The following is a 17,943-nucleotide window of genomic DNA, read 5'->3' on the forward strand; positions in this document are numbered from 1 at the left end:
TTCTACATCCTCCTCAATTGGCCACTTTGAAGAGCTCTTTGAAGCTCATGCCCCAGGAAACATCGGAAAACGCCGCGACATTCAGCGCTACAGCCCCGATCAGCGCGAGAATGATCACCGCCGCCTTTGCATAATCCTGTGCCTTCAGTGACCCCAGCAACAGTGGTTCGCGTCCGAGGTAGGCCGAAGCGGCATAGAGCTCTTCGCCGATCAGCGTGTAATCACAGGCAACAACGAAAAACGGGATCTGGGCGACTTCATCGGTGCCGGCGATCTGTATGGAGCCGGCCAGGGCACCGGTCTCGGCCAGAATCAGTGATTCCGCAAAGAACTTACCCATATACACGTTGGTTGCCGGCAATTGCCTGAGCATGATACCATTGACAGCGCCGACATAACCGAACTGCGAGTTGGTCAGAAAGTAGACCATCTCCTCGCGGTAGTCATCGACTCGTCCGGCGTCCATATACGCCGATTTCACCGTCTCCTGAGCAACCGTCATCACAATCGGGTCATAGCAGGGGACGATCAAGTGGGTCTGGTATTCGGCAACCCGCTTGGCCACTCTGCCGAGGATGGTGAATGAGGCGATGGTCGCTATTTCGGCGGCGGTGCCGAGTCCAAGCACATACAGAATCGGCTTCCCCATTTCCGTCGCGCGCCCGATAGCTTCGTCGATAGCCTCTATTCCGCTCAACGGCCTCACGTACAGGTCACCACCCTTCTTGGCTTTGGTGACGAAAAAGACGGTGAGGAACCCGAAGAACAGCACTGCCACCAGCACCGGCACTCGCCCTTTGTTGAACCATTGCCCATACGACTGCACCGGTCCAAAGACTGGTGACAAGGACCTGATGGTTGAATCAGGTGTGACGGCATCGACACGGTAATAATAGTCCGTGTGGTCGGCCATGTAGTCGGGTGATTCCGCTTCTTTCGAACCGACATTGTTGTAGGTTTTCTGTCCGGGCAGTGCCGCCCCTACTTTTGTGAACTCGCCGCCGGGAGAAGTGGCACGGAGCACGTCGTAGGCGATGACGTTGCGGAGTCCGGCGCCGTCGTCCGGCGACAAATCCCATGAGAGCGTGATCGCGTGCCCGTGGTCGTTATCGAGGTCAATAGCCCGAAGATTAGAGACTGGCGCCGGAGGAGCTAGCGGCAGCGCCATATCCGGCGGTTGAATCGTGTCGATCTGCGCCACGGCCCCCGCAGTCGCCAACAGACACACCGTAAGAACTGTTCTCAGCAGAGATTGCATACATCCTCCGCGAGGCTTCTTGTATCACTCATATCATTGCTTGATCAATCCCAACCAGTCGCTGAACAGGAACGTCAACCGGCCCACGAGAAGCGAGACACGCCCCATCACCGTATAGCCGAACGACGCACCGAATGTCACCATCAGCACCCAGATCCCGAAGCGCGACGCGCGCCCCGTGAGTCCCGTGTGCTCCTTTGAAAAGAAGAAATATATCAATCCGCACACGACGCCAAGAAAAATCACCCAGTTGGCCAGCATGACGACGAACTGCCCGGCGATATTGAGGTTAAAGTCGGAAATAAAACTCCCGATCCCCCGCCATTCGACCAGGAGTGGCACGAAGGTGGACGATATCTGCTCGATGAAATCGGAACGCATGTAGCGCACGAAATTCAGTCCGGCGGTGGTACCAACGATGAAGGCCAGCGACCATCTCGAGATCCACCCCAGTTTCGATGACAGCCTCATGAGCAGGAGCAGGCCGAATATGACCGGAATGAAAAACACCCAGTTGATCGGAAATGGCCCGACATACTCGCTCGGGATATACGGCACTTTGAAAGACGCCGACAGTGACGAGGAAATGCGAGGGATCAGGTTCCCGACGATGGTGGACCAGAACCCCATGCACATCCAGAACGCGGCGGATATCCCGACAAACAGGTGCTCGGCGAATTTATAGAACGGATTGTCGGCATAGAGGAATGACAGGACCGCCAGGGTCAGAAAGGCCGAGATGGTCACCAGGAATCCGCGCAGGATGTAGTCCTCCTGAACGCCGTTATATGCCGACGCCTTGGCGAACCAACTGACGGCAAACAGAACGACTACCGCAAAAAGAACAATGATGGTGGAACGTCTCACGGTCAGACCGGCTCCTTTTTGCGGGAGCGGAAGTAGGTGATGTTGCCGATGATTATGAATGCCATAATAACCAGGTGCGCCAGTGTCTGGGGGCCCATCATACGAAGCCCCGGAGCCGGCGTATCGGCAAACTGCGGATATCGGTTCACCAGTTCGTGCTCGTATTCGGCCGCCCCCTTGATGCCGCCGAGAATACCGAGAATTTGCCTGGGGTAATACGGATACAACAACGGTGCGGTCACCGCCGCCACGCCCGAGGCGATCGGTACGTTGCCGGGATCGCCGACAAACAGCACCCACTCTTTCGCGCCGGGATAACCACCGCCGGTCGTGAGGACAAGGTCAAAATCCTTGCAGGACCTGACGCCGTCAAAGATCGGCAGGCTGTCGAGCGGCACGGTGTTAACATCGGTGGGGAACATCTTGCGGATATCGGTCACGATGACATTGAGCACGCCCTCGTTGCCCGCCTTGTACCCAATCACGGCGTAGTCGACGCCATTCACTTTCTGCGAAAATTCCCGCCGGACAACGCGGTCGAGGGAGGTGGTCATGAGCGCCTGACCGGTCGCCCAGAGCGACATGAACACGACACGATGCCCTTTGCTCAAGCAGTGGCGCATGTATGCATCAGCCATCGGTTGAACTTCGGGGGCCATGGCCGGGTCAAAATCGAACGACATGAGCACGCGCGACCCCGGCGGCAATGATTCGATCTTGTCGAACACCGCCTTGACGGTAGGTGTCATGCGCTCCTTGAACGTGATGGGAAAGAGCACCGGCAGGGAGACGGCCACAAATACAAACGCGAAGATAAGCCTTCGGGGAACTTCCCTGCCTTTGACCGAACGGATGGTAAGCCAGACCAGTCCACCGCCGATCGCCGCCAGGGTGAGCGCCACGCCGATATCGCTGAAGCTGATGGCCATGATGCCGAACATGCGATTACCCTTTGTCCTCGCCAAGATAAGTGCGCTCAATCCCAAGCAGCACGCGGAGCGACATCGACACCACACCAAGCCCGATACCGATCATAATCGCCCGCTGCCCCGCCAGATTGGGGGAACTCATGATCCAGATCGCCATATTGGGGACCTGGAGGGCAGACAACGAGTCCGGGATCCAGGCCGTGATCATCGTCCCGAACGGCGTGCGGCCAAGGAGGATCACAAAAGCAGCTATGAGAAGTATAGTCGCCTCACGGTTCTTGGCGCGAAAGGCGCGATACGACGCCGACGCCACATAGAATGCCAGAAGTGCATACATAGTCGAGCTAAGTGGATTCATCACCCGTTCGAAGATTGTCTGAAACCACGAGCCGGAGGCGGTCACGGATGCGGCGATCCCGCCCGCATTGCCGATCTTGAAAAGGCCGGAAGCGAGCACGAGGAAAAACCCAAAGAGGGTAACCAGCGAATAACCCCAGTCTTTCTTTCGACGGGACACCTTGTCCAGATGAATACGAACCAGGTTCCCGCCCCCAAGGAAAAACGCGAACACGGCAATGATATCAAAAAAGAGGGTGAAGTTCTCCCCCATCGACTGCACGGGCGGCAGGAAAACTGATACGATCAGGAGAGTACCGACGAAAAACGTGATGAAGAGCGGGACCGTTCGTTTCATGCGTTACCGATTCGTCTGGAAAACCGAGGTGAGCGTGTTCAGAAGGTTGGTCATGAATTCGATATCGTAGGCCGCGCTCAGGGTGGCGGCAAGAGTCCCGATGAGTATCATCAACAGCGCCAGCCCCTTGCCGATATCCTGGCCCTTCAGCGACCCGAGCTGCTTTGGCTCGCCGGAGAGATAGGCTGAGGCCGCGAATAACTCTTCGCCGATGAGCGTGAAGTCGCACGCGGCGACAAAGAACGGCAACTGCGCCGGCATGGCGGTACCGGCGATCTGGATCGCTCCGACAGAATTGCCGGTCTCGGCTATGATCAGAGACTCGGCAAAGAAAGCACCGAGATAGAAGCAGGTGGCCGGTTTCTCTCGTACCATGATACCGTCGACTGCCGCGACGTAGCCGAACTGCTCATCGGTCACGTAGCGCACCATATCATCGTTGTAGGCATCGGGACGACCTGCCGCCATGTACGCAGTCTTGATTGTCTCGCGCGCGGCGGTCATTACCAGCGACCGTGAGACCGGCATGTTGATCTTGGTGTCGTAATCAGCCACCACCCGCGCCACGCGGCCGAGGATAGTGATCCCCGCCACCGTCTGCACGTTATCCATATCCTGAATGCCGGGGATAAACAGGATGGGGCGCCCCATTTCGGTGGCGCGACCGATTGCCTCATCGACGGCTTCAAGTCCGGCGATCTTACGAATAAACAGCTTTTTGCCGCGACGTGCGGTCTCGATGAAATAGATGACCGAACCGGCAATGATGAAGGCAATCAGGAAAAGATATTTCCTGTCAAAGTTGATCCATTCTCGTTCGGTGCGAAGAGGCGCGGTCCTGACCGAAAGTGCGGTGCCGGTCGGGGCGATAGTCTCAAGATAGTACACATAGGCACGGCCGAGTCGGACGGCGTTGTCCTGGTACCGATTCGTGCCGGCGGCAAACTCGGCCAGTTTGACCGGCGTGCTGTCATCGGTAATGCGGTATAGCCGGTAGCCGGTAACCGTCCCTTTCATAACCTGGTCATCTATGGAGGGGACCCAGGAGAGGTCGATGTGGTCGCCGTCATCGTACTTGTGGTCACTGGCGACGAGCGACGTAGCGGGGGCAGGAAGAATTGGTGCCGCGGTGTCTGGAATATCGGCCTGGGCGAAGGCTATGTTATTGGATGACGGGATCAGGACCAACGTGAGTAACAGACAGCATAGAGAGCAGACGTATGAACGAGAGATTGATGTGAGCGGTCTCATTTGATAAGCCCCAACCAGTCTCCAAGCAGGAAATCGATGCGGCCTATCAAAAGCGACATACGGCTCATGACCGTGTAGCCGAACGACGCGCCAAATGTTACCATGAGGACGAATATACCAACTTTGGCCGCACCACCAAAGGCTCCTTTATGCTCTTTGGAAAAAAAGAAATAGATCAGGGCGGTGAAAGTCCCGACCGCCACCACCACATTACCGATCACGTCATAGAGCGACGCCCCTCCATCAGCGCCCAACAGCGGACGGACGGTGTCGGCGACCTGCACCATCACGTTCGATGCAAAGTAGCCGATGAGATTAAGTCCGGCCGTGGCACCAACGATGAAGGCCAGCGGCCAACGCGATAACCAGCCGATTTTGGGAATTAGCCGCATCAGCATCAAGAGCCCCAGCGCGCCGCCGACAAGCAGCGCGTAATCTGGAGATCGCGAGGGGTCTCCGGGAAACACGCCCACCCAGAACTTGCCGTAGATATTATCCCAGAAATAGGTGACGAACCAGTATCCGGCCGATGCCCCCACGAACACGGCCTCGCAGATTTTGTACCACACATTGTCCCGATACAAAAACGAGATGATCCCGAGCGTGAGAAACGCCGCCGTCCACAGCGCGAGATGATCCATGATGCCGGTGTTCATACCGTCACAGGCTCCGTTTCCCCTTACGTCGTTCGTGCATGAAGTAGGCCACGTTGCCGATGACAATGAATGCGACGACCACCAAGTGCGAAAACGATTGCGACAGCATGAACTTGGTTCCCTTGGCCAGCGTGCCGGTGAGCTGCTCGAACTCCGCCGCACCGTTCATGCCGCCCAGTATCCCCAGCAACTGGCCCGAGCGAACGTAGGGATACATGCCGGTTGTCTGAACGGCTGTGTTCCCGGCACCCATCTTGAGCCCATAGCGATCCACGGCAAACAGCACCCATTCTTTCGTGCCCGGGTATCCGGCGGAAAGATTGAATGAATAATCGACGTTGGCATAGTTCCGCACGTTGCGCACCAGCGGCAGACTGTCATACGGCGTGCCCTGGTAATCGGCTGGAAACATCGACTTGAAATCCGATCCCAGCCGCTGAATGACGAATTCGTTGCCGGATTGGAATCCCAGGTTGACGTAGTCGACACCGTAGACCGGAAGCTTGGCACGTATGTCAGGTTCATCGAGTATCTTCGTCAACGCGAGATTTGCCTGTTGCGGTCCCTGCGGCCAGAGACCAAAGATGATCATTTTGAAATCGTGCGCGAAACCATAACGCAAGAACGACTCGGCCATTGGCTGCAGCTCGGCAGCCGAAGGGGGATCGTAGTCGAAAGTCACGAGTACTTTGGAACCTGGCGGGACTTTCTGCAGATAATCATACAACATCTGAGCTTCCGATGAGATCGCCACTTTCTGGGTCAATGACATGAACAGCGGCATGGCCACGGCGATCCCCACATACAGGAACACCACTCGCCGCTCGGCGAATTTCCCCCGTATAGTCAAAATGAGAATCCATACAATTGACAAGCCAAGCATAATCGACACAAGCAGCGATACAGCCGGTGAGAACGACACTGAACCAAACCAGCCGGCATGCCGCCCGACATACCAGATGGCGCACAGTGCGACTACAAGGATTATCAGAAGAAGACGAAACATGCTGCGGCTCATGCCAATCAATCCCCTCCCAGGTGTGAGCGTTCAATGCCGAGGATAATCCGAAGCGAGGCGGAGACAGTCCCGAGTGCCACGCCGATCATGATCGCCCGCTGGCCGGCCGTGTTGGGGAAGTTCATGATCCAGGTCGCCAGGTCAGACAAACGCCAGTGCTCCGGCAGGAATCCGGTGGCGACATCACCAACCGGAACCCGTCCCACCATCACCAGAAACGCGGCCACCAAGAGGAGTGTCGCATCGAGGTTGCGAGCGCGAAACGCCCGGTACGATGCTGAAGCCACGAAAAACGCCAGGATGGCATACATGGTAGATGAGAGCGGAGAATACACATAATTGTAGATCCAGTCGGACCAGGTGCCCGGATTGCGGAAATCCCGGCCTTCGGCGAAACCGACCACCGCAACAATCAGGAAGCAGACCACGATGATGACCGCGTAGCCCCATTCCCCTCTGCGGGAGAAGATCTTTTGCAGGGATGTCTTGAAGAGATTAAGTGCCCCCAGCCAGATCGCGCATGCGGCCACTATAGAAAACCAATCCGACTGCCAGTTGCTTACTTTGGAAAACGGGACATGCGGGATGAAATACTGCACCACCATCACAACCCCGACAATCGCGGTAATGATGAGCGGTACTTCGCGACGCATTACTCGATCACCTGAAACAACCTGGCGGCGTTGGCGAGATGCAGGGTCTCGAGCAGAATGCCGATCACGATGGCGGCCAGGATTACGCCCTTGCCGATATCCTGTCCCTTGAGTGAACCAAGCTGCCGCGGCTCTTTGGACAAGTAGGCAGATGCGGCGAACAACTCTTCGCCGATCAACGTGTAGTCGCACGCCGCGACGAAGAACGGCAACTGCGATGGCTCTGAGGTTCCGGCAATCTGAATCGCGCCGACCGAGTTACCGGTCTCTGCCAGAATCAACGACTCGGCATAGAACATCCCCATCATGAAGATGGCGGCCGGTTTCTCGCGAACGACCAGACCATCGATCGCCGCAGCGTAACCGAACTGGTCGTCAGTCAAATATGTTACCTGATCTTCACGGAAGGAATCGGGGCGTCCCGACCGGACATATGCCTCTTTCACGACTTCGCGGCAGGTAACCATCACAAGCGAGCGAGCCACCGGCACATCGAGTCGAGTCTCGTACTGCGCCGCTTTCTCGGCGACACGACCGAGGATCGTAATACCGGCCAATGTGGCTACCTGGTCCATATCCTGTGAGCCGGGGATGTAGTAGACTTTGCGCCCCATTTCAGTGGCGCGGCCAACTGCTTCATCAACCGCCTCGAGCCCGGCGATCTTGCGAATGAAAAACGTCTTTCCGGCCTGGGCCAGCATGATGTAAAGGATAATGAAACCGCAAAGCATAACTGTCCCGACAAAGACATTGATGCGCCGCCAGTCGAACCACTGAGCCGTCGCCTTGACCGGGCCGACCGGCGCTGATTCCAACATCCAGACCTTGCCGAGCGTAGCAGCGGAAGAATCGCTGATTGTCCGCACTGTGTAGAAGTACTCTTTTCCTTCCACCACCTGCCCATCCTGGTACTTAGTGGTTCCGGCTGGCAGCATGGCGAGACCAGTAATTAAACCCGGCGCACCATTGACACTTTCGGCTCGAGCAATAGAGTAAGCCTTCACCAATCCCTCAGCGTGGTCATCCGGCGAAAGCTCCCAGGTTATGTCGATCGACTCGCCCCCGTCGTTCGGAGTATCCTTGACCACAACGTGACTGGCCGGTCGGATTGGTGTTGTAGTTATAGAATCAAGAGAATCAGCGGCAGCGAGTGTTGGATCTGGTCCCGCGAGCGTGGCGAGCGCAACCATACCAGTTAACAGGCTGAAGTGGGGAAAAGAAACAAACAGAGAAGGCAAGTTAGTCATCCTCAAGCTGCGATCTGGTTTCGTCGCAAACAAACAACAGTATACCCTTTGCTGACGAACTGCGGTCAGCATATGTTCAGTCGTCGGTATCATCTGACGCAGGAATTGCGGCAGCCGATGAGGATTCGGCCACGCTCCAAGCAGCGTCGGGCAAATCTATCGGCGGCCACTGCTCAAGTCAAGGACTAAATCGACGCACTAACTTGTCATACACCGAATTGGAACCGCCGTTTCGTGGACGGTACGCACTGAGAAAGTGAAACTTCCATAGACGCTACAGTTCAGATATCGAACCAGAGCCTGGAGCGTTCATGACTGATTCTACGCAAGTTGCCGCTTTACAATTTCTGGAGGCATGCGTATACTGGACGGCTCGGTCACCCTGCCAGACCGAGACCGTCCATGCAAAGGACCTGTGGTCGCGCCAGGCGTGGAGTATTGTGAAGGCAGCAAAGCGAGATATATAACCGATGGCCAAGTTTGCGAGTCCCGAGGAAATCAAAGTCATTGTTGCGACCGATTGCGGTTCGACCACCACGAAAGCAATTCTCATAGAATACCTCAACGGCGAATACCGCCTGCTCTCGCGAGGCGAGGCACCGACGACAGTCGAAGCTCCATTTGAAGATGTCACCATGGGAGTACTTAATGCGGTCGCGGAGTTGGAGGAGCTCTCGGGCAGGAAGTTGCTTGACGATCAGGGACGGTTCATCACGCCGGCAAATGGAAAAGAGGGAACCGACGTTTACATATCCACATCGTCGGCAGGGGGTGGGCTACAGATGATGGTGGCAGGCGTGGTGCGTTCTATGACGGCCGAGTCGGCTGAACGGGCGGCACTTGGCGCAGGGGCCATCGTGATGGACGTGATCGCATCGAACGACAAGCGGCTGCCGCACCAGCAAATCGAGCGGATACGGCATCTACGACCGGACATGATTCTCTTGTCGGGCGGAATTGACGGCGGTACAACTACGCACGTGGTAGAGATCGCTGAACTTGTTTCTGCGGCCGACCCGCGTCCCAGACTCGGCTCTGGCTACAAACTGCCGGTCATCTATGCGGGTAATAAAGATGCAACCGAGCCGGTCAAGGAAGCGCTGTCAGACAAAGTTGATCTGAAAGTGGTCCCGAACCTCCGCCCGGTCCTGGAGCGCGAAAACCTTGGTCCGGCCCGTGAAGAGATCCATGAACTGTTTATGGAACACGTCATGGCCCAGGCACCCGGCTATCGCAAGCTGATGTCCTGGACCGACGCGCCGATTATGCCGACTCCCGGTGCGGTGGGGCTCATTATACAGACCATTGCAGACATTTACAATATCGAAGCGGTTGGTGTCGATATCGGCGGCGCTACCACTGATGTCTTCTCAGTATTTCGTCCGGACAGCAAGACGCCGGTATTCAACCGGACGGTCTCGGCCAACCTGGGCATGTCGTACTCTATCTCCAACGTGTTCGCCGAGGCTACGCTGCCGATGGTGATGCGGTGGGTGCCGTTTCCGATGGACGAGCGGGACCTTCGCAACCGCGTGAAGAACAAGATGATCCGACCGACCACTATCCCGCAATCGATGGAAGAGCTGATCTTCGAGCAGGCGATTGCACGCGAAGCGCTTCGACTGGCGTTTATCCAGCACAAGAGTTTTGCGACAGTTTTGAAAGGGGTGCAACAGCAGCGAACGATCGCCGACGCTTTCGAGCAGTCATCATCGGGCGCCTCAATCGTCAATATGATGACCCTCAACATGCTGATCGGCTCGGGCGGCGTGCTTTCACACGCGCCGCGTCGGCAACAGTCGGCCCTGATGATGATCGATTCGTTCCTTCCCGAAGGAGTGACGCGCCTGGCGGTCGATTCCATCTTTATGATGCCGCAGCTCGGCGTGCTGACCGAGGTGCAGCCGAAAGCGGCTACCGAAGTATTCGAAAAAGACTGCCTGATTCATCTGGGGACCTGCATAGCGCCCTCCGGCACTACGAAAAAGCCGGGACCGGTGATGAAATACTGTATCGAGTTACCGGGCGGCACGGTCAACGGCACACTCAGTCATTTGGAAATGAAGCTATTCAAGCTTGGCTTGCAGTCGAACAGGCTGCCGCAAACCGTGAAGGCAACGTTCGAACCGGAACGGAACTACGATGTGGGCGGCGGCAAGGGTGTCAAGGTGGAGCGAGAACTGCATGGTGGGGTGGTCGGCGTCATCCTCGACGGCCGCGGTCGGCCGTTCGATTTGTCATCGCTGTCCGAGCAAGACCGCGTCACCTATCTGAAGAAGTGGATTCTGGAATTGAACATATATCCGGAAGGAGATTGGGGAAAATGACGCGCCACCCCAGAGCTATCGTGACAATCTCGCTGCTTGTTGCAGCGGCACTATCAGCGGCTGCTTCCCCTTCCCAAGCAACCAACTTCGTCAGCCTGAACGGCAAGTTCTACATCTCTTATCCCGCCGATTGGAAGCAGGTCGATTTCCTGACCGTAGATTATTTCCTGGCGCAGTCCAACGCGGGCCAGCAGACGTTTCAATACGAGGCCGTGTTCGCGCCGGCCGACCAGGTTCCGTTCAGCGATGGTCCGTATCTTATTCTCACTGTCGACACGATCGGCAATCTGACCGATCGGCAGATTGACTCAGTGCTCGATGATCTGTCCAAAGGGTTCGGCGCGCCGATCAACCGCACAACGAGCGGCGATCCGTTGACCGGGTTGACCGTGGCTGAACCGAGATATGACGCTTCCGCCCATCTTGTGACTATCCTTTCGGACATACGAGAGTTGAATCAGCCGCTTCGAAAAAGCCTGCTCGCGGTCAAGTTTTACCCCGGCGGTACGGCCAATTTCTATTTCTATGCGCCGGATTCTCTGTTCGCACGGGTCACTCCCGTGTTCAGGGACATTCTGGCGTCATTCTCGACGGAAAATATTCAAGCTGCCATGCCGAAAGAGGAATTGCGTCTGGCGGACTCCAAGAAAACGAGCGATACCTCGGACGGCAGCTCGACGAAACGCCGAGGCCTGTTTGGTGGCGGCATTTTTGTTGTCATCATCCTGATCATCGTGATGGCTCGTCGCAGACGGAAACGCCGCGAAGCGGAGCAGAATCTCCAGCACTAAGAGGAATACCCCCATGGGTCATGCGTATACGCCGGGACTGAAAGTCACCGAGAAACTACTCGTCAAGAAGAACCGTATTCTCCCTCTCAAGGGAGAGGTGGTCGTCAAGACGGGCGACAGGGTCAAGCCGAGCGATGTGGTTGCCCGGACCCATCTGCCCGGCAATGTCGTGCCGCTGAACATTGCCAATAAGCTGGGTATCCCGCCGGAAGACATCGGTACCGTCATGATGAAGAAAGTCGGCGATGGAATCAAGAACGGCGAGGTGATTGCTATCTCCAAGTCGTTGTTCGGCCTGTTCAAGAACGAATGTCAGGCCACGATCGACGGCACCATTGAATCGATCTCGCACGTAACCGGCCAGGTGCTCCTGCGCGGAGAGCCGACCCCGGTTGAAGTGAAAGCATATATCTCGGGCGAGGTGCTGGAGGTGATCCCGAAAGAGGGGGTGGTGGTGGCGTGCGTGGCCAGTTTCGTCCAGGGGATTTTCGGTATCGGCGGCGAGACGTTCGGCGCCTTGCAGGTGGTGGTCCCGGACCCGAATACCGTGCTCACCGAAAAACTCATCACCGAAAGTCACAAGGGAAAGGTTATAGTCGGCGGCTCGCTGGTGACGGCCGATGGCCTCAAGAAGGCGATCGCCGTCGGCGTCCACGGCGTGGTGGTCGGTGGATTTGACGACAAGGACCTTCGCGATTTCCTCGGCTACGATATTGGCGTGGCGATCACCGGCTCGGAGGATATCGGCACCACGCTGGTGGTGACCGAAGGGTTCGGCCAGATCAACATGGCGCAGAAGACGTTCGATTTGCTGAAGAAGCACGAAGGAGAAATGGCCTGCATCAACGGGGCAACGCAAATCCGGGCCGGCGTGATCCGGCCGGAAGTCGTCATTCCGGCGGTTGCGGAGTCGAATATCAAAGCTGAGGCAGTGGCTGGGCAGACCGAGGGACTGAAAGTGGGATCCCCGATTCGCGTCATCCGACATCCTCATTTCGGACGACTGGGCAAGGTGACCGACCTGCCGTCACCATTGACCGTCCTGGAATCCGAGTCCAAAGCGCGCATTCTCGAAGTGGAATTTGACGACGGTTCCCGTGCGGTTGTCCCGCGTGCCAATGTTGAGATGATTGAAGGCTGAAAAGCCGCAGAAAGAATTCGGTGTGAAACCCTCTCCACAAGGGAGGGTTTTGTTATTCGGGGCTGTCGGGCGACTCGACCGTATCTACCGGACCAGCGGGGGCAAAATCTGCGCTGTCGAGCAGCGAACTATCCACTCGCACCGCCGCCGGATCGAGCCGCGTACTATCGCGGAACTCGTCGGGATGTCCGGCCGCCGAAGTCTGGTCCTTTCCGGAACCATCCTTGGTACCACATCCCAGAATAAGCACGAGCAACAAACCGACAATGATGACTATTAAGCTTCTCATGTAACCACCACCCCTCCTGAGCCTCTAATAACGGGCTTGGGTTCTACCGGTCAAGTTTAATATTCGGCCGCCAAGACAACACAGAAGGGCGGTTTTAGTTGACGCTCCCATACGGCGCGTCTATTATGCTGTGTTGGGGAAAGTTTGCCCAACAGGCTGCGTATAAGCAATGTAACTCCTTCGGCAAGAGAGTGATAATAGATGCCAAAGCTCATTCTTGCGAGCCTGTTTTCCGGCTCGCTGTGGGAAATAATCGGGGAGACCTCCGCCTTCGGCGGGTTCATCCTCGCCGTCCTTCTGTTCATGTCGGTCACCTCGTGGGTGGTGATACTGAACAAATGGCGGCAGTTCCGGTCGGTTGACCGGGACAACGAGCGCTTTCTGAACATGTTCCGCAAAGCGAGGCGCATCGGTGATGCCGTCGACCAGATCAAGCTGTTCCCCCACGCACCGTTGGCCGGTATCTATGCCGCCGGCGTACAGGAACTGGTGACGCTGGTGAACCGTAAGACCGGCGGCAAGCCGGAAAGTTTCACGCCGCTCGATAGTAATGACTTCGACGTGCTTGAAATGACCATGGAGAAGACGATGACCGATGAAATGGGCAAGATGGAACGGCTGGTGGTATTCCTTGCCACGACGTCATCGGCGGCTCCGTTCATGGGCCTGCTCGGCACGGTGGTCGGCATTATGGATTCATTCTGGTCAATCGGCGAGCGCGGAAACGCCTCGCTGGCCATCGTGGCACCCGGCATTGCCGAAGCGCTGCTGGCCACAATTGTCGGTCTCGGCGCCGCCATCCCGGCGGTCATTGCCTACAACTGGGCCAACAACAAGACCAAATTCCTCAACGACAAGGCGGGCGGGTTCATCCTGGAGTTTCTGGCCCGCGCCAAGAAGGAACTGTTCTGATGCGTCGCCCTCCTCATCGGACCTATCGGTCGATGGCCGATATCAACATCGCCAACCTTGTCGACGTGGTGCTGGTGCTCTTGATCATATTCATGATCTCCGCGCCGTTGCTTCAGTCCGGCATCGAGGTCAACCTGCCCAAGACCAAGGCGGCCGCCGCCGAGGAAGAACGCGAGGGGGTTGTCATTACCATGGATGCCAAGGGAGGAGTGTATATCAACGATGTCTGGTCGCGGATGGACAAGTTCGAAGAAGCGCTGGATAAAGAGATAAAAGCCAAGAACACGAGCGCCGTGTATATCCGTGGTGATTCGTCGGTCCCGTATGGCCTGGCTATCGACATCATCGGACGGATCAAGGAAATGGGGATAGAGCAGATCGGGCTGGTGACCGCCCATCAGGACAAGGGACAGAAGAAGCTGAAGAAATGATCGTACTCAAGCGGGACATCATATTCGCACTTATGCTGCATGTCGCGGCGGTAGCGGCGCTGACGGTCTCCAAGCCGTTCGATTTCCGTAAGCCGCTCCACATGGATGAGGTAATCCGTGTCACTCTCACCGGCCCACCGCCAATGAGGCCCGCGCCGCAGGTGGCCGTCGGCCCTGCGGTGACCGCACCAACTATACCGGCCGCAGTACCTATTACGGACCCCAAGCAGCCGAAGAAGAAGCCCGCAACCAAGCCAAAGCAGGCTACCAAACCACCGAAGCGGGTCATTCACGAGCCGAGTGCGGCAGAGCTGGCGCAGTCGACTGAGATAGAAGGAGTTGGTAAAGACTCACCGTTCGCCGGAGCAACGATAAGCAATAGCTCGTTCACGTACCCTTACTGGTTCGAGCAGGCATTCATCAAAATCCAGTCCAACTGGCGCAACCCGGTGGATGCCGATGGCGTGATTGTGTGCGTTGTCTATTTCGAGGTCATCCGCTCCGGGAGAGTCGCTGAGAACAGAGTGCAGAAATCTTCCGGTATAACTGCATTTGATGACGCTTGTCTGGCGGCAGTGGACCGCTCCTCGCCGTTTCCACCCCTTCCGCGCGAGTTCCGCGATGAAATCATTGGCATCACATTGCCGTTCAAATATGAACCAAGGTAAGGCATACATGAACTTTCGGATATGGCTCTCCGCTCTCTTGATTCTCGGCGTCATTTCACCGGCCTGGGCGCAAGGCGACGATGAGGACGTTCACACTATTTTCTTCGACACCATTCGCACGGGAGATGTCCGCCCAACACCGGTCGCGGTCGAAGATATGAAATATATCGGCACCCAGTATATCACCGCTGCCGATTCGCAGATCATGGGTTCGCTCACCGGCGTGGTCCAGTTTGATCTTGATTTCTACGCCGATTTCGAGTTGGTCCGCCTCGATCCGTTCTATTTGAAAACATACGAGATCAAAGAGATGGACCTGCTGGGCTGGCAGCGACTCGGAGCACAGTATCTGGTGCGACTGGAAGCGGAGTTTCCGGCCGCCAATCTTCGCTCCCGATGGCGCCTGCTCGACACCAAGACCAAACAGGAGATTGGCAAAGGACTGTTTGAGGGGGACAGATATTCCTGGCGGGAAACTGCCCATAGAATCTCGAACGACATTGTGAAGACGCTCACTGGCGAACGAGGGGTGTTTCTCACGCAGATCGCCTATATCAGGAAAATCGGCAAGGCCAAGGAGATATTCATCGCCGACTACGACGGCGCCAACGAGAGACAACTGACCAAAATGGGGACGATCAACATCTCTCCCTGTTTTGCACCGAGCGGGCAGGATATCTACTTTATCAGTTTCCGGGATGGGGATGCGCAATTATTCAAAGTTGACGTTAACAGCGGTAAAGTAAGCAAACTGACCAATTTCCCCGGGCTGGTGTCGGCGCCGGCTGTCTCTCCCGATGGTAACAAGATCGCGTGCATATTGACCAAAGATGGTAACTCAGAGATCTATGTGCTGGATATTTCGGGCAAGGTCATCAAGCGCCTGACCAATCACCCGGCAATCGAGTCCGCCCCCACCTGGTCACCTGATGGGCGTCTGATCGCATTCACCTCGGACCGGACCGGTAGTCCGCAGATTTATACCATGGACGCCGATGGTTTCAACGTGAAGCGATTGACCTACGAGGGGAAATACAACGACTCCCCCCTGTGGTCCGCTCGCGGCGACCGTGTGACGTTTGTGAGCCGCACCAAGAGCGGCCGGTTTGATCTGGCCTCGATAGATACTTCGGGTGAAGGGTTTCGCATCCTGACGCAAGTGGGCCAGAACGAGAATCCGCATTTCTCGCCCGATGGCAAGCAGTTGATTTTCGCTTCCACTCGTCTTGGTACCGACGACATCTATACCGGGGACCTGTCAGGTCGAAATCAGAGACGCCTGACGCGCAGCGGTAGTTGTTCAAACCCGATCTGGGGGCCGATGCGTTGAGGTTAGACCCCGTGGGCCGAAACGGGACTCGACAGGTACGGTAATCGCTTAGTGGGCTTTCGGTTACGAAAGTGGAACCGCCGCTTGATTTAGACCCTTTTTTGTTGACCCTGTCGGACAAGGCGTTTAGATTCAACCATTGTTGACAGAGTGCATACATGGAATTATGTGACTAATATGGAGGTATCAGCACACATGAAAAAATTACTCTTTGTACTGGCCGTTGGATTACTGGCGGTGGCGCTTGTGGGTGTCGGTTGTGGCAAGAAGAAAGTTGCCGAAGAACAGCCGGTCACTCCACCGGTGGTGAAGGACACAACGACGCCCAAGACGGAAACGCCGCCCGAGACGCCCAAGCCGACACTACGGGAAGACCAGTTCCAGACCGTGTATTTTGATTTTGATAAATACAATCTCCGCCCGGATGCGAAGGCGGGCCTGGATGCCGACTACGCGCTGTTGCAGGAATACCCGGATGTGATCGTCAAGATCGAGGGGCATTGCGACGAACGCGGCACGGTGGAGTATAACCTTTCGCTCGGCGAAAAGCGGGCTCGTTCCGCCATGGATTACCTGACCGGTCTGGGAATCTCGGCCAACCGCATTTCCATTATCAGCTACGGCAAGGAGCGCCCGGCAGTGATGGGAAGCGATGAATCGGCCTGGGCGAAGAACCGTCGGTGCGAGTTCCGTATCGTCTCTCAGTGAGTACGATGAACACGATAGGCTCCGACAAACGACATCTGATAGTCGCCGTCGTTCTGACGGCGGTTGTCAGCCTGGTGGTTCTCTCCGGCTGCGTCACCAAGCGCGATATCGAAGAGATCAATATCCGGTTGGACCGGATCGAGCAGAAAGCTGTCCAGACGCAAAGGCTGGTCGCCCAGATGGATTCCACCAACACGGCCAGTGCCGAAGCGGATAAGAAACTCCGCAACGACATGCAGCAGACAGTGCTGGACCTTCAGGGGCAAATCGCCAAGCTGCTGGAGAACTACAACGACCTGCTGACGAAAGTTGATGCACTCAGTCGCTCGAAGTCCCGTATCCAGAGCTCACCAGGAGCCCAGGACGGTGGCGAAGGCACAACCGCTACGCCCCAGTCGTCGGACTGCGACAACGCCTACGACGAGGCATTCCTGTTGGTTCGCAAAGGGGATTACGACAAGGCCATTACGGGATTTCGTGGCTTTCTGACCACATGCCCAAAACATGCTTCAACGGAGAACGCCTACTACTGGATCGGCGAGTGCTATTATTCGCTGGAGAAATACTCCGACGCTATCACGGAGTTTGAGTATCTGTTGAAGACCTACAAGGCGACGGCAAACGCCAGTCGCGCCTTATACAAGCTGGGGCGATCCAAGCAGGAGCTCGGGCAGAAAGCGGATGCCAAGAAGATATTCCAGCGTCTGATCGACGAGCACGGCGGCACACTTGAGGCCGAACAGGCCAAGGAACGGCTCAAAGAATTGAAGTAG

The 17,943-nt window shown here is 56.4% G+C and carries 19 protein-coding genes; 9 read left to right on the plus strand and 10 right to left on the minus strand.

What is annotated here, in order from left to right; all coding sequences use genetic code 11:
* Window positions 1-13: 13 nt before the first annotated feature.
* From AB1644_03015 to AB1644_03055, 9 genes are read right to left on the minus strand one after another with little or no spacing between them, the layout of a single operon-like run.
* Entirely contained in the window at window positions 14-1,258 is a 1,245-nt protein-coding gene (locus AB1644_03015) for a fibronectin type III domain-containing protein (GenBank protein ID MEW6050019.1), read from the minus strand.
* 33 nt (window positions 1,259-1,291) lie between these two features.
* Complete coding sequence (locus tag AB1644_03020; GenBank protein MEW6050020.1) at window positions 1,292-2,125, minus strand: hypothetical protein; 834 nt, start codon at window positions 2,123-2,125, stop codon at window positions 1,292-1,294.
* 2 nt (window positions 2,126-2,127) lie between these two features.
* Window positions 2,128-3,066: a hypothetical protein gene (locus AB1644_03025; GenBank protein ID MEW6050021.1), complete on the minus strand. Its 939-nt coding sequence runs from the start codon at window positions 3,064-3,066 to the stop codon at window positions 2,128-2,130.
* Between the two features lie 4 nt (window positions 3,067-3,070).
* A complete protein-coding gene (locus AB1644_03030; GenBank protein ID MEW6050022.1) occupies window positions 3,071-3,748 on the minus strand; it encodes a hypothetical protein in 678 nt (225 codons plus the stop codon).
* 3 nt (window positions 3,749-3,751) lie between these two features.
* A complete protein-coding gene (locus AB1644_03035) occupies window positions 3,752-4,999 on the minus strand; it encodes a DUF6754 domain-containing protein (GenBank protein ID MEW6050023.1) in 1,248 nt (415 codons plus the stop codon).
* Entirely contained in the window at window positions 4,996-5,655 is a 660-nt protein-coding gene (locus AB1644_03040; GenBank protein MEW6050024.1) for a hypothetical protein, read from the minus strand. The genes AB1644_03035 and AB1644_03040 overlap by 4 nt, the downstream gene beginning before the upstream one ends.
* A gap of 4 nt (window positions 5,656-5,659) precedes the next feature.
* Complete coding sequence (locus AB1644_03045) at window positions 5,660-6,661, minus strand: hypothetical protein (GenBank protein MEW6050025.1); 1,002 nt, start codon at window positions 6,659-6,661, stop codon at window positions 5,660-5,662.
* A 17-nt stretch (window positions 6,662-6,678) separates the two neighbouring features.
* Window positions 6,679-7,326 (minus strand): hypothetical protein, encoded by a 648-nt coding sequence (locus tag AB1644_03050; GenBank protein MEW6050026.1) that lies wholly within the window; start codon window positions 7,324-7,326, stop codon window positions 6,679-6,681.
* Window positions 7,326-8,516: a DUF6754 domain-containing protein gene (locus AB1644_03055; GenBank protein MEW6050027.1), complete on the minus strand. Its 1,191-nt coding sequence runs from the start codon at window positions 8,514-8,516 to the stop codon at window positions 7,326-7,328. Before AB1644_03055 ends, AB1644_03050 begins: the two co-directional genes overlap by 1 nt.
* A 527-nt stretch (window positions 8,517-9,043) precedes the next feature.
* Here AB1644_03055 and AB1644_03060 point away from each other — a divergent pair.
* From AB1644_03060 to AB1644_03070, 3 genes are read left to right on the plus strand one after another with little or no spacing between them, the layout of a single operon-like run.
* A complete protein-coding gene (locus AB1644_03060; protein ID MEW6050028.1) occupies window positions 9,044-10,900 on the plus strand; it encodes a glutamate mutase L in 1,857 nt (618 codons plus the stop codon).
* Complete coding sequence (locus tag AB1644_03065) at window positions 10,897-11,691, plus strand: hypothetical protein (GenBank protein MEW6050029.1); 795 nt, start codon at window positions 10,897-10,899, stop codon at window positions 11,689-11,691. Before AB1644_03060 ends, AB1644_03065 begins: the two co-directional genes overlap by 4 nt.
* Window positions 11,692-11,704: 13 nt before the next feature.
* Window positions 11,705-12,832, plus strand: a complete 1,128-nt coding sequence (locus tag AB1644_03070; protein MEW6050030.1) for a hypothetical protein — start codon at window positions 11,705-11,707, stop codon at window positions 12,830-12,832.
* A gap of 52 nt (window positions 12,833-12,884) precedes the next feature.
* Here the strand turns inward: AB1644_03070 and AB1644_03075 are convergent, their stop codons facing one another.
* On the minus strand, window positions 12,885-13,121 hold the full coding sequence (locus tag AB1644_03075; GenBank protein ID MEW6050031.1) for a hypothetical protein: 237 nt from the start codon (window positions 13,119-13,121) through the stop codon (window positions 12,885-12,887).
* Between the two features lie 201 nt (window positions 13,122-13,322).
* On the opposite strand from AB1644_03075, the gene AB1644_03080 reads away from it, so the two are divergent.
* The 6 genes from AB1644_03080 (at window position 13,323) to ybgF (ending at window position 17,943) form a co-directional block, all read left to right on the plus strand.
* Window positions 13,323-14,033: a MotA/TolQ/ExbB proton channel family protein gene (locus AB1644_03080; protein MEW6050032.1), complete on the plus strand. Its 711-nt coding sequence runs from the start codon at window positions 13,323-13,325 to the stop codon at window positions 14,031-14,033.
* The gene (locus tag AB1644_03085) at window positions 14,033-14,464 is read left to right on the plus strand and encodes a biopolymer transporter ExbD (protein MEW6050033.1); all 432 of its coding nucleotides are present in this window, start codon (window positions 14,033-14,035) and stop codon (window positions 14,462-14,464) included. The genes AB1644_03080 and AB1644_03085 overlap by 1 nt, the downstream gene beginning before the upstream one ends.
* The gene (locus tag AB1644_03090) at window positions 14,461-15,132 is read left to right on the plus strand and encodes a TonB family protein (GenBank protein MEW6050034.1); all 672 of its coding nucleotides are present in this window, start codon (window positions 14,461-14,463) and stop codon (window positions 15,130-15,132) included. The genes AB1644_03085 and AB1644_03090 overlap by 4 nt, the downstream gene beginning before the upstream one ends.
* 7 nt (window positions 15,133-15,139) lie before the next feature.
* Window positions 15,140-16,462, plus strand: coding sequence for a Tol-Pal system beta propeller repeat protein TolB (gene tolB / locus AB1644_03095; protein ID MEW6050035.1), 1,323 nt, complete (start codon window positions 15,140-15,142; stop codon window positions 16,460-16,462).
* A gap of 195 nt (window positions 16,463-16,657) precedes the next feature.
* Entirely contained in the window at window positions 16,658-17,170 is a 513-nt protein-coding gene (gene pal, locus AB1644_03100; GenBank protein ID MEW6050036.1) for a peptidoglycan-associated lipoprotein Pal, read from the plus strand.
* 5 nt (window positions 17,171-17,175) lie between these two features.
* On the plus strand, window positions 17,176-17,943 hold the full coding sequence (gene ybgF, locus AB1644_03105) for a tol-pal system protein YbgF (GenBank protein MEW6050037.1): 768 nt from the start codon (window positions 17,176-17,178) through the stop codon (window positions 17,941-17,943).

Source organism: Candidatus Zixiibacteriota bacterium (assembly GCA_040753875.1).
Taxonomy (GTDB): domain Bacteria; phylum Zixibacteria; class MSB-5A5; order GN15; family FEB-12; genus DATKJY01.

Coding starts and splice junctions, on each gene's coding strand:
- AB1644_03050 (MEW6050026.1), bottom strand. CDS start 7,326: ATGCGTCGCGAAGTACCGCTCATCATTACCGCGATTGTCGGGGTTGTG.
- AB1644_03030 (MEW6050022.1), bottom strand. CDS start 3,748: ATGAAACGAACGGTCCCGCTCTTCATCACGTTTTTCGTCGGTACTCTC.
- AB1644_03085 (MEW6050033.1), top strand. CDS start 14,033: ATGCGTCGCCCTCCTCATCGGACCTATCGGTCGATGGCCGATATCAAC.
- AB1644_03040 (MEW6050024.1), bottom strand. CDS start 5,655: ATGAACACCGGCATCATGGATCATCTCGCGCTGTGGACGGCGGCGTTT.
- AB1644_03075 (MEW6050031.1), bottom strand. CDS start 13,121: ATGAGAAGCTTAATAGTCATCATTGTCGGTTTGTTGCTCGTGCTTATT.
- AB1644_03055 (MEW6050027.1), bottom strand. CDS start 8,516: ATGGTTGCGCTCGCCACGCTCGCGGGACCAGATCCAACACTCGCTGCC.
- ybgF (MEW6050037.1), top strand. CDS start 17,176: ATGAACACGATAGGCTCCGACAAACGACATCTGATAGTCGCCGTCGTT.
- AB1644_03080 (MEW6050032.1), top strand. CDS start 13,323: ATGCCAAAGCTCATTCTTGCGAGCCTGTTTTCCGGCTCGCTGTGGGAA.
- AB1644_03035 (MEW6050023.1), bottom strand. CDS start 4,999: ATGAGACCGCTCACATCAATCTCTCGTTCATACGTCTGCTCTCTATGC.
- AB1644_03065 (MEW6050029.1), top strand. CDS start 10,897: ATGACGCGCCACCCCAGAGCTATCGTGACAATCTCGCTGCTTGTTGCA.
- AB1644_03015 (MEW6050019.1), bottom strand. CDS start 1,258: ATGCAATCTCTGCTGAGAACAGTTCTTACGGTGTGTCTGTTGGCGACT.
- tolB (MEW6050035.1), top strand. CDS start 15,140: ATGAACTTTCGGATATGGCTCTCCGCTCTCTTGATTCTCGGCGTCATT.
- AB1644_03060 (MEW6050028.1), top strand. CDS start 9,044: ATGGCCAAGTTTGCGAGTCCCGAGGAAATCAAAGTCATTGTTGCGACC.
- AB1644_03045 (MEW6050025.1), bottom strand. CDS start 6,661: ATGTTTCGTCTTCTTCTGATAATCCTTGTAGTCGCACTGTGCGCCATC.
- AB1644_03070 (MEW6050030.1), top strand. CDS start 11,705: ATGGGTCATGCGTATACGCCGGGACTGAAAGTCACCGAGAAACTACTC.
- pal (MEW6050036.1), top strand. CDS start 16,658: ATGAAAAAATTACTCTTTGTACTGGCCGTTGGATTACTGGCGGTGGCG.
- AB1644_03090 (MEW6050034.1), top strand. CDS start 14,461: ATGATCGTACTCAAGCGGGACATCATATTCGCACTTATGCTGCATGTC.
- AB1644_03025 (MEW6050021.1), bottom strand. CDS start 3,066: ATGTTCGGCATCATGGCCATCAGCTTCAGCGATATCGGCGTGGCGCTC.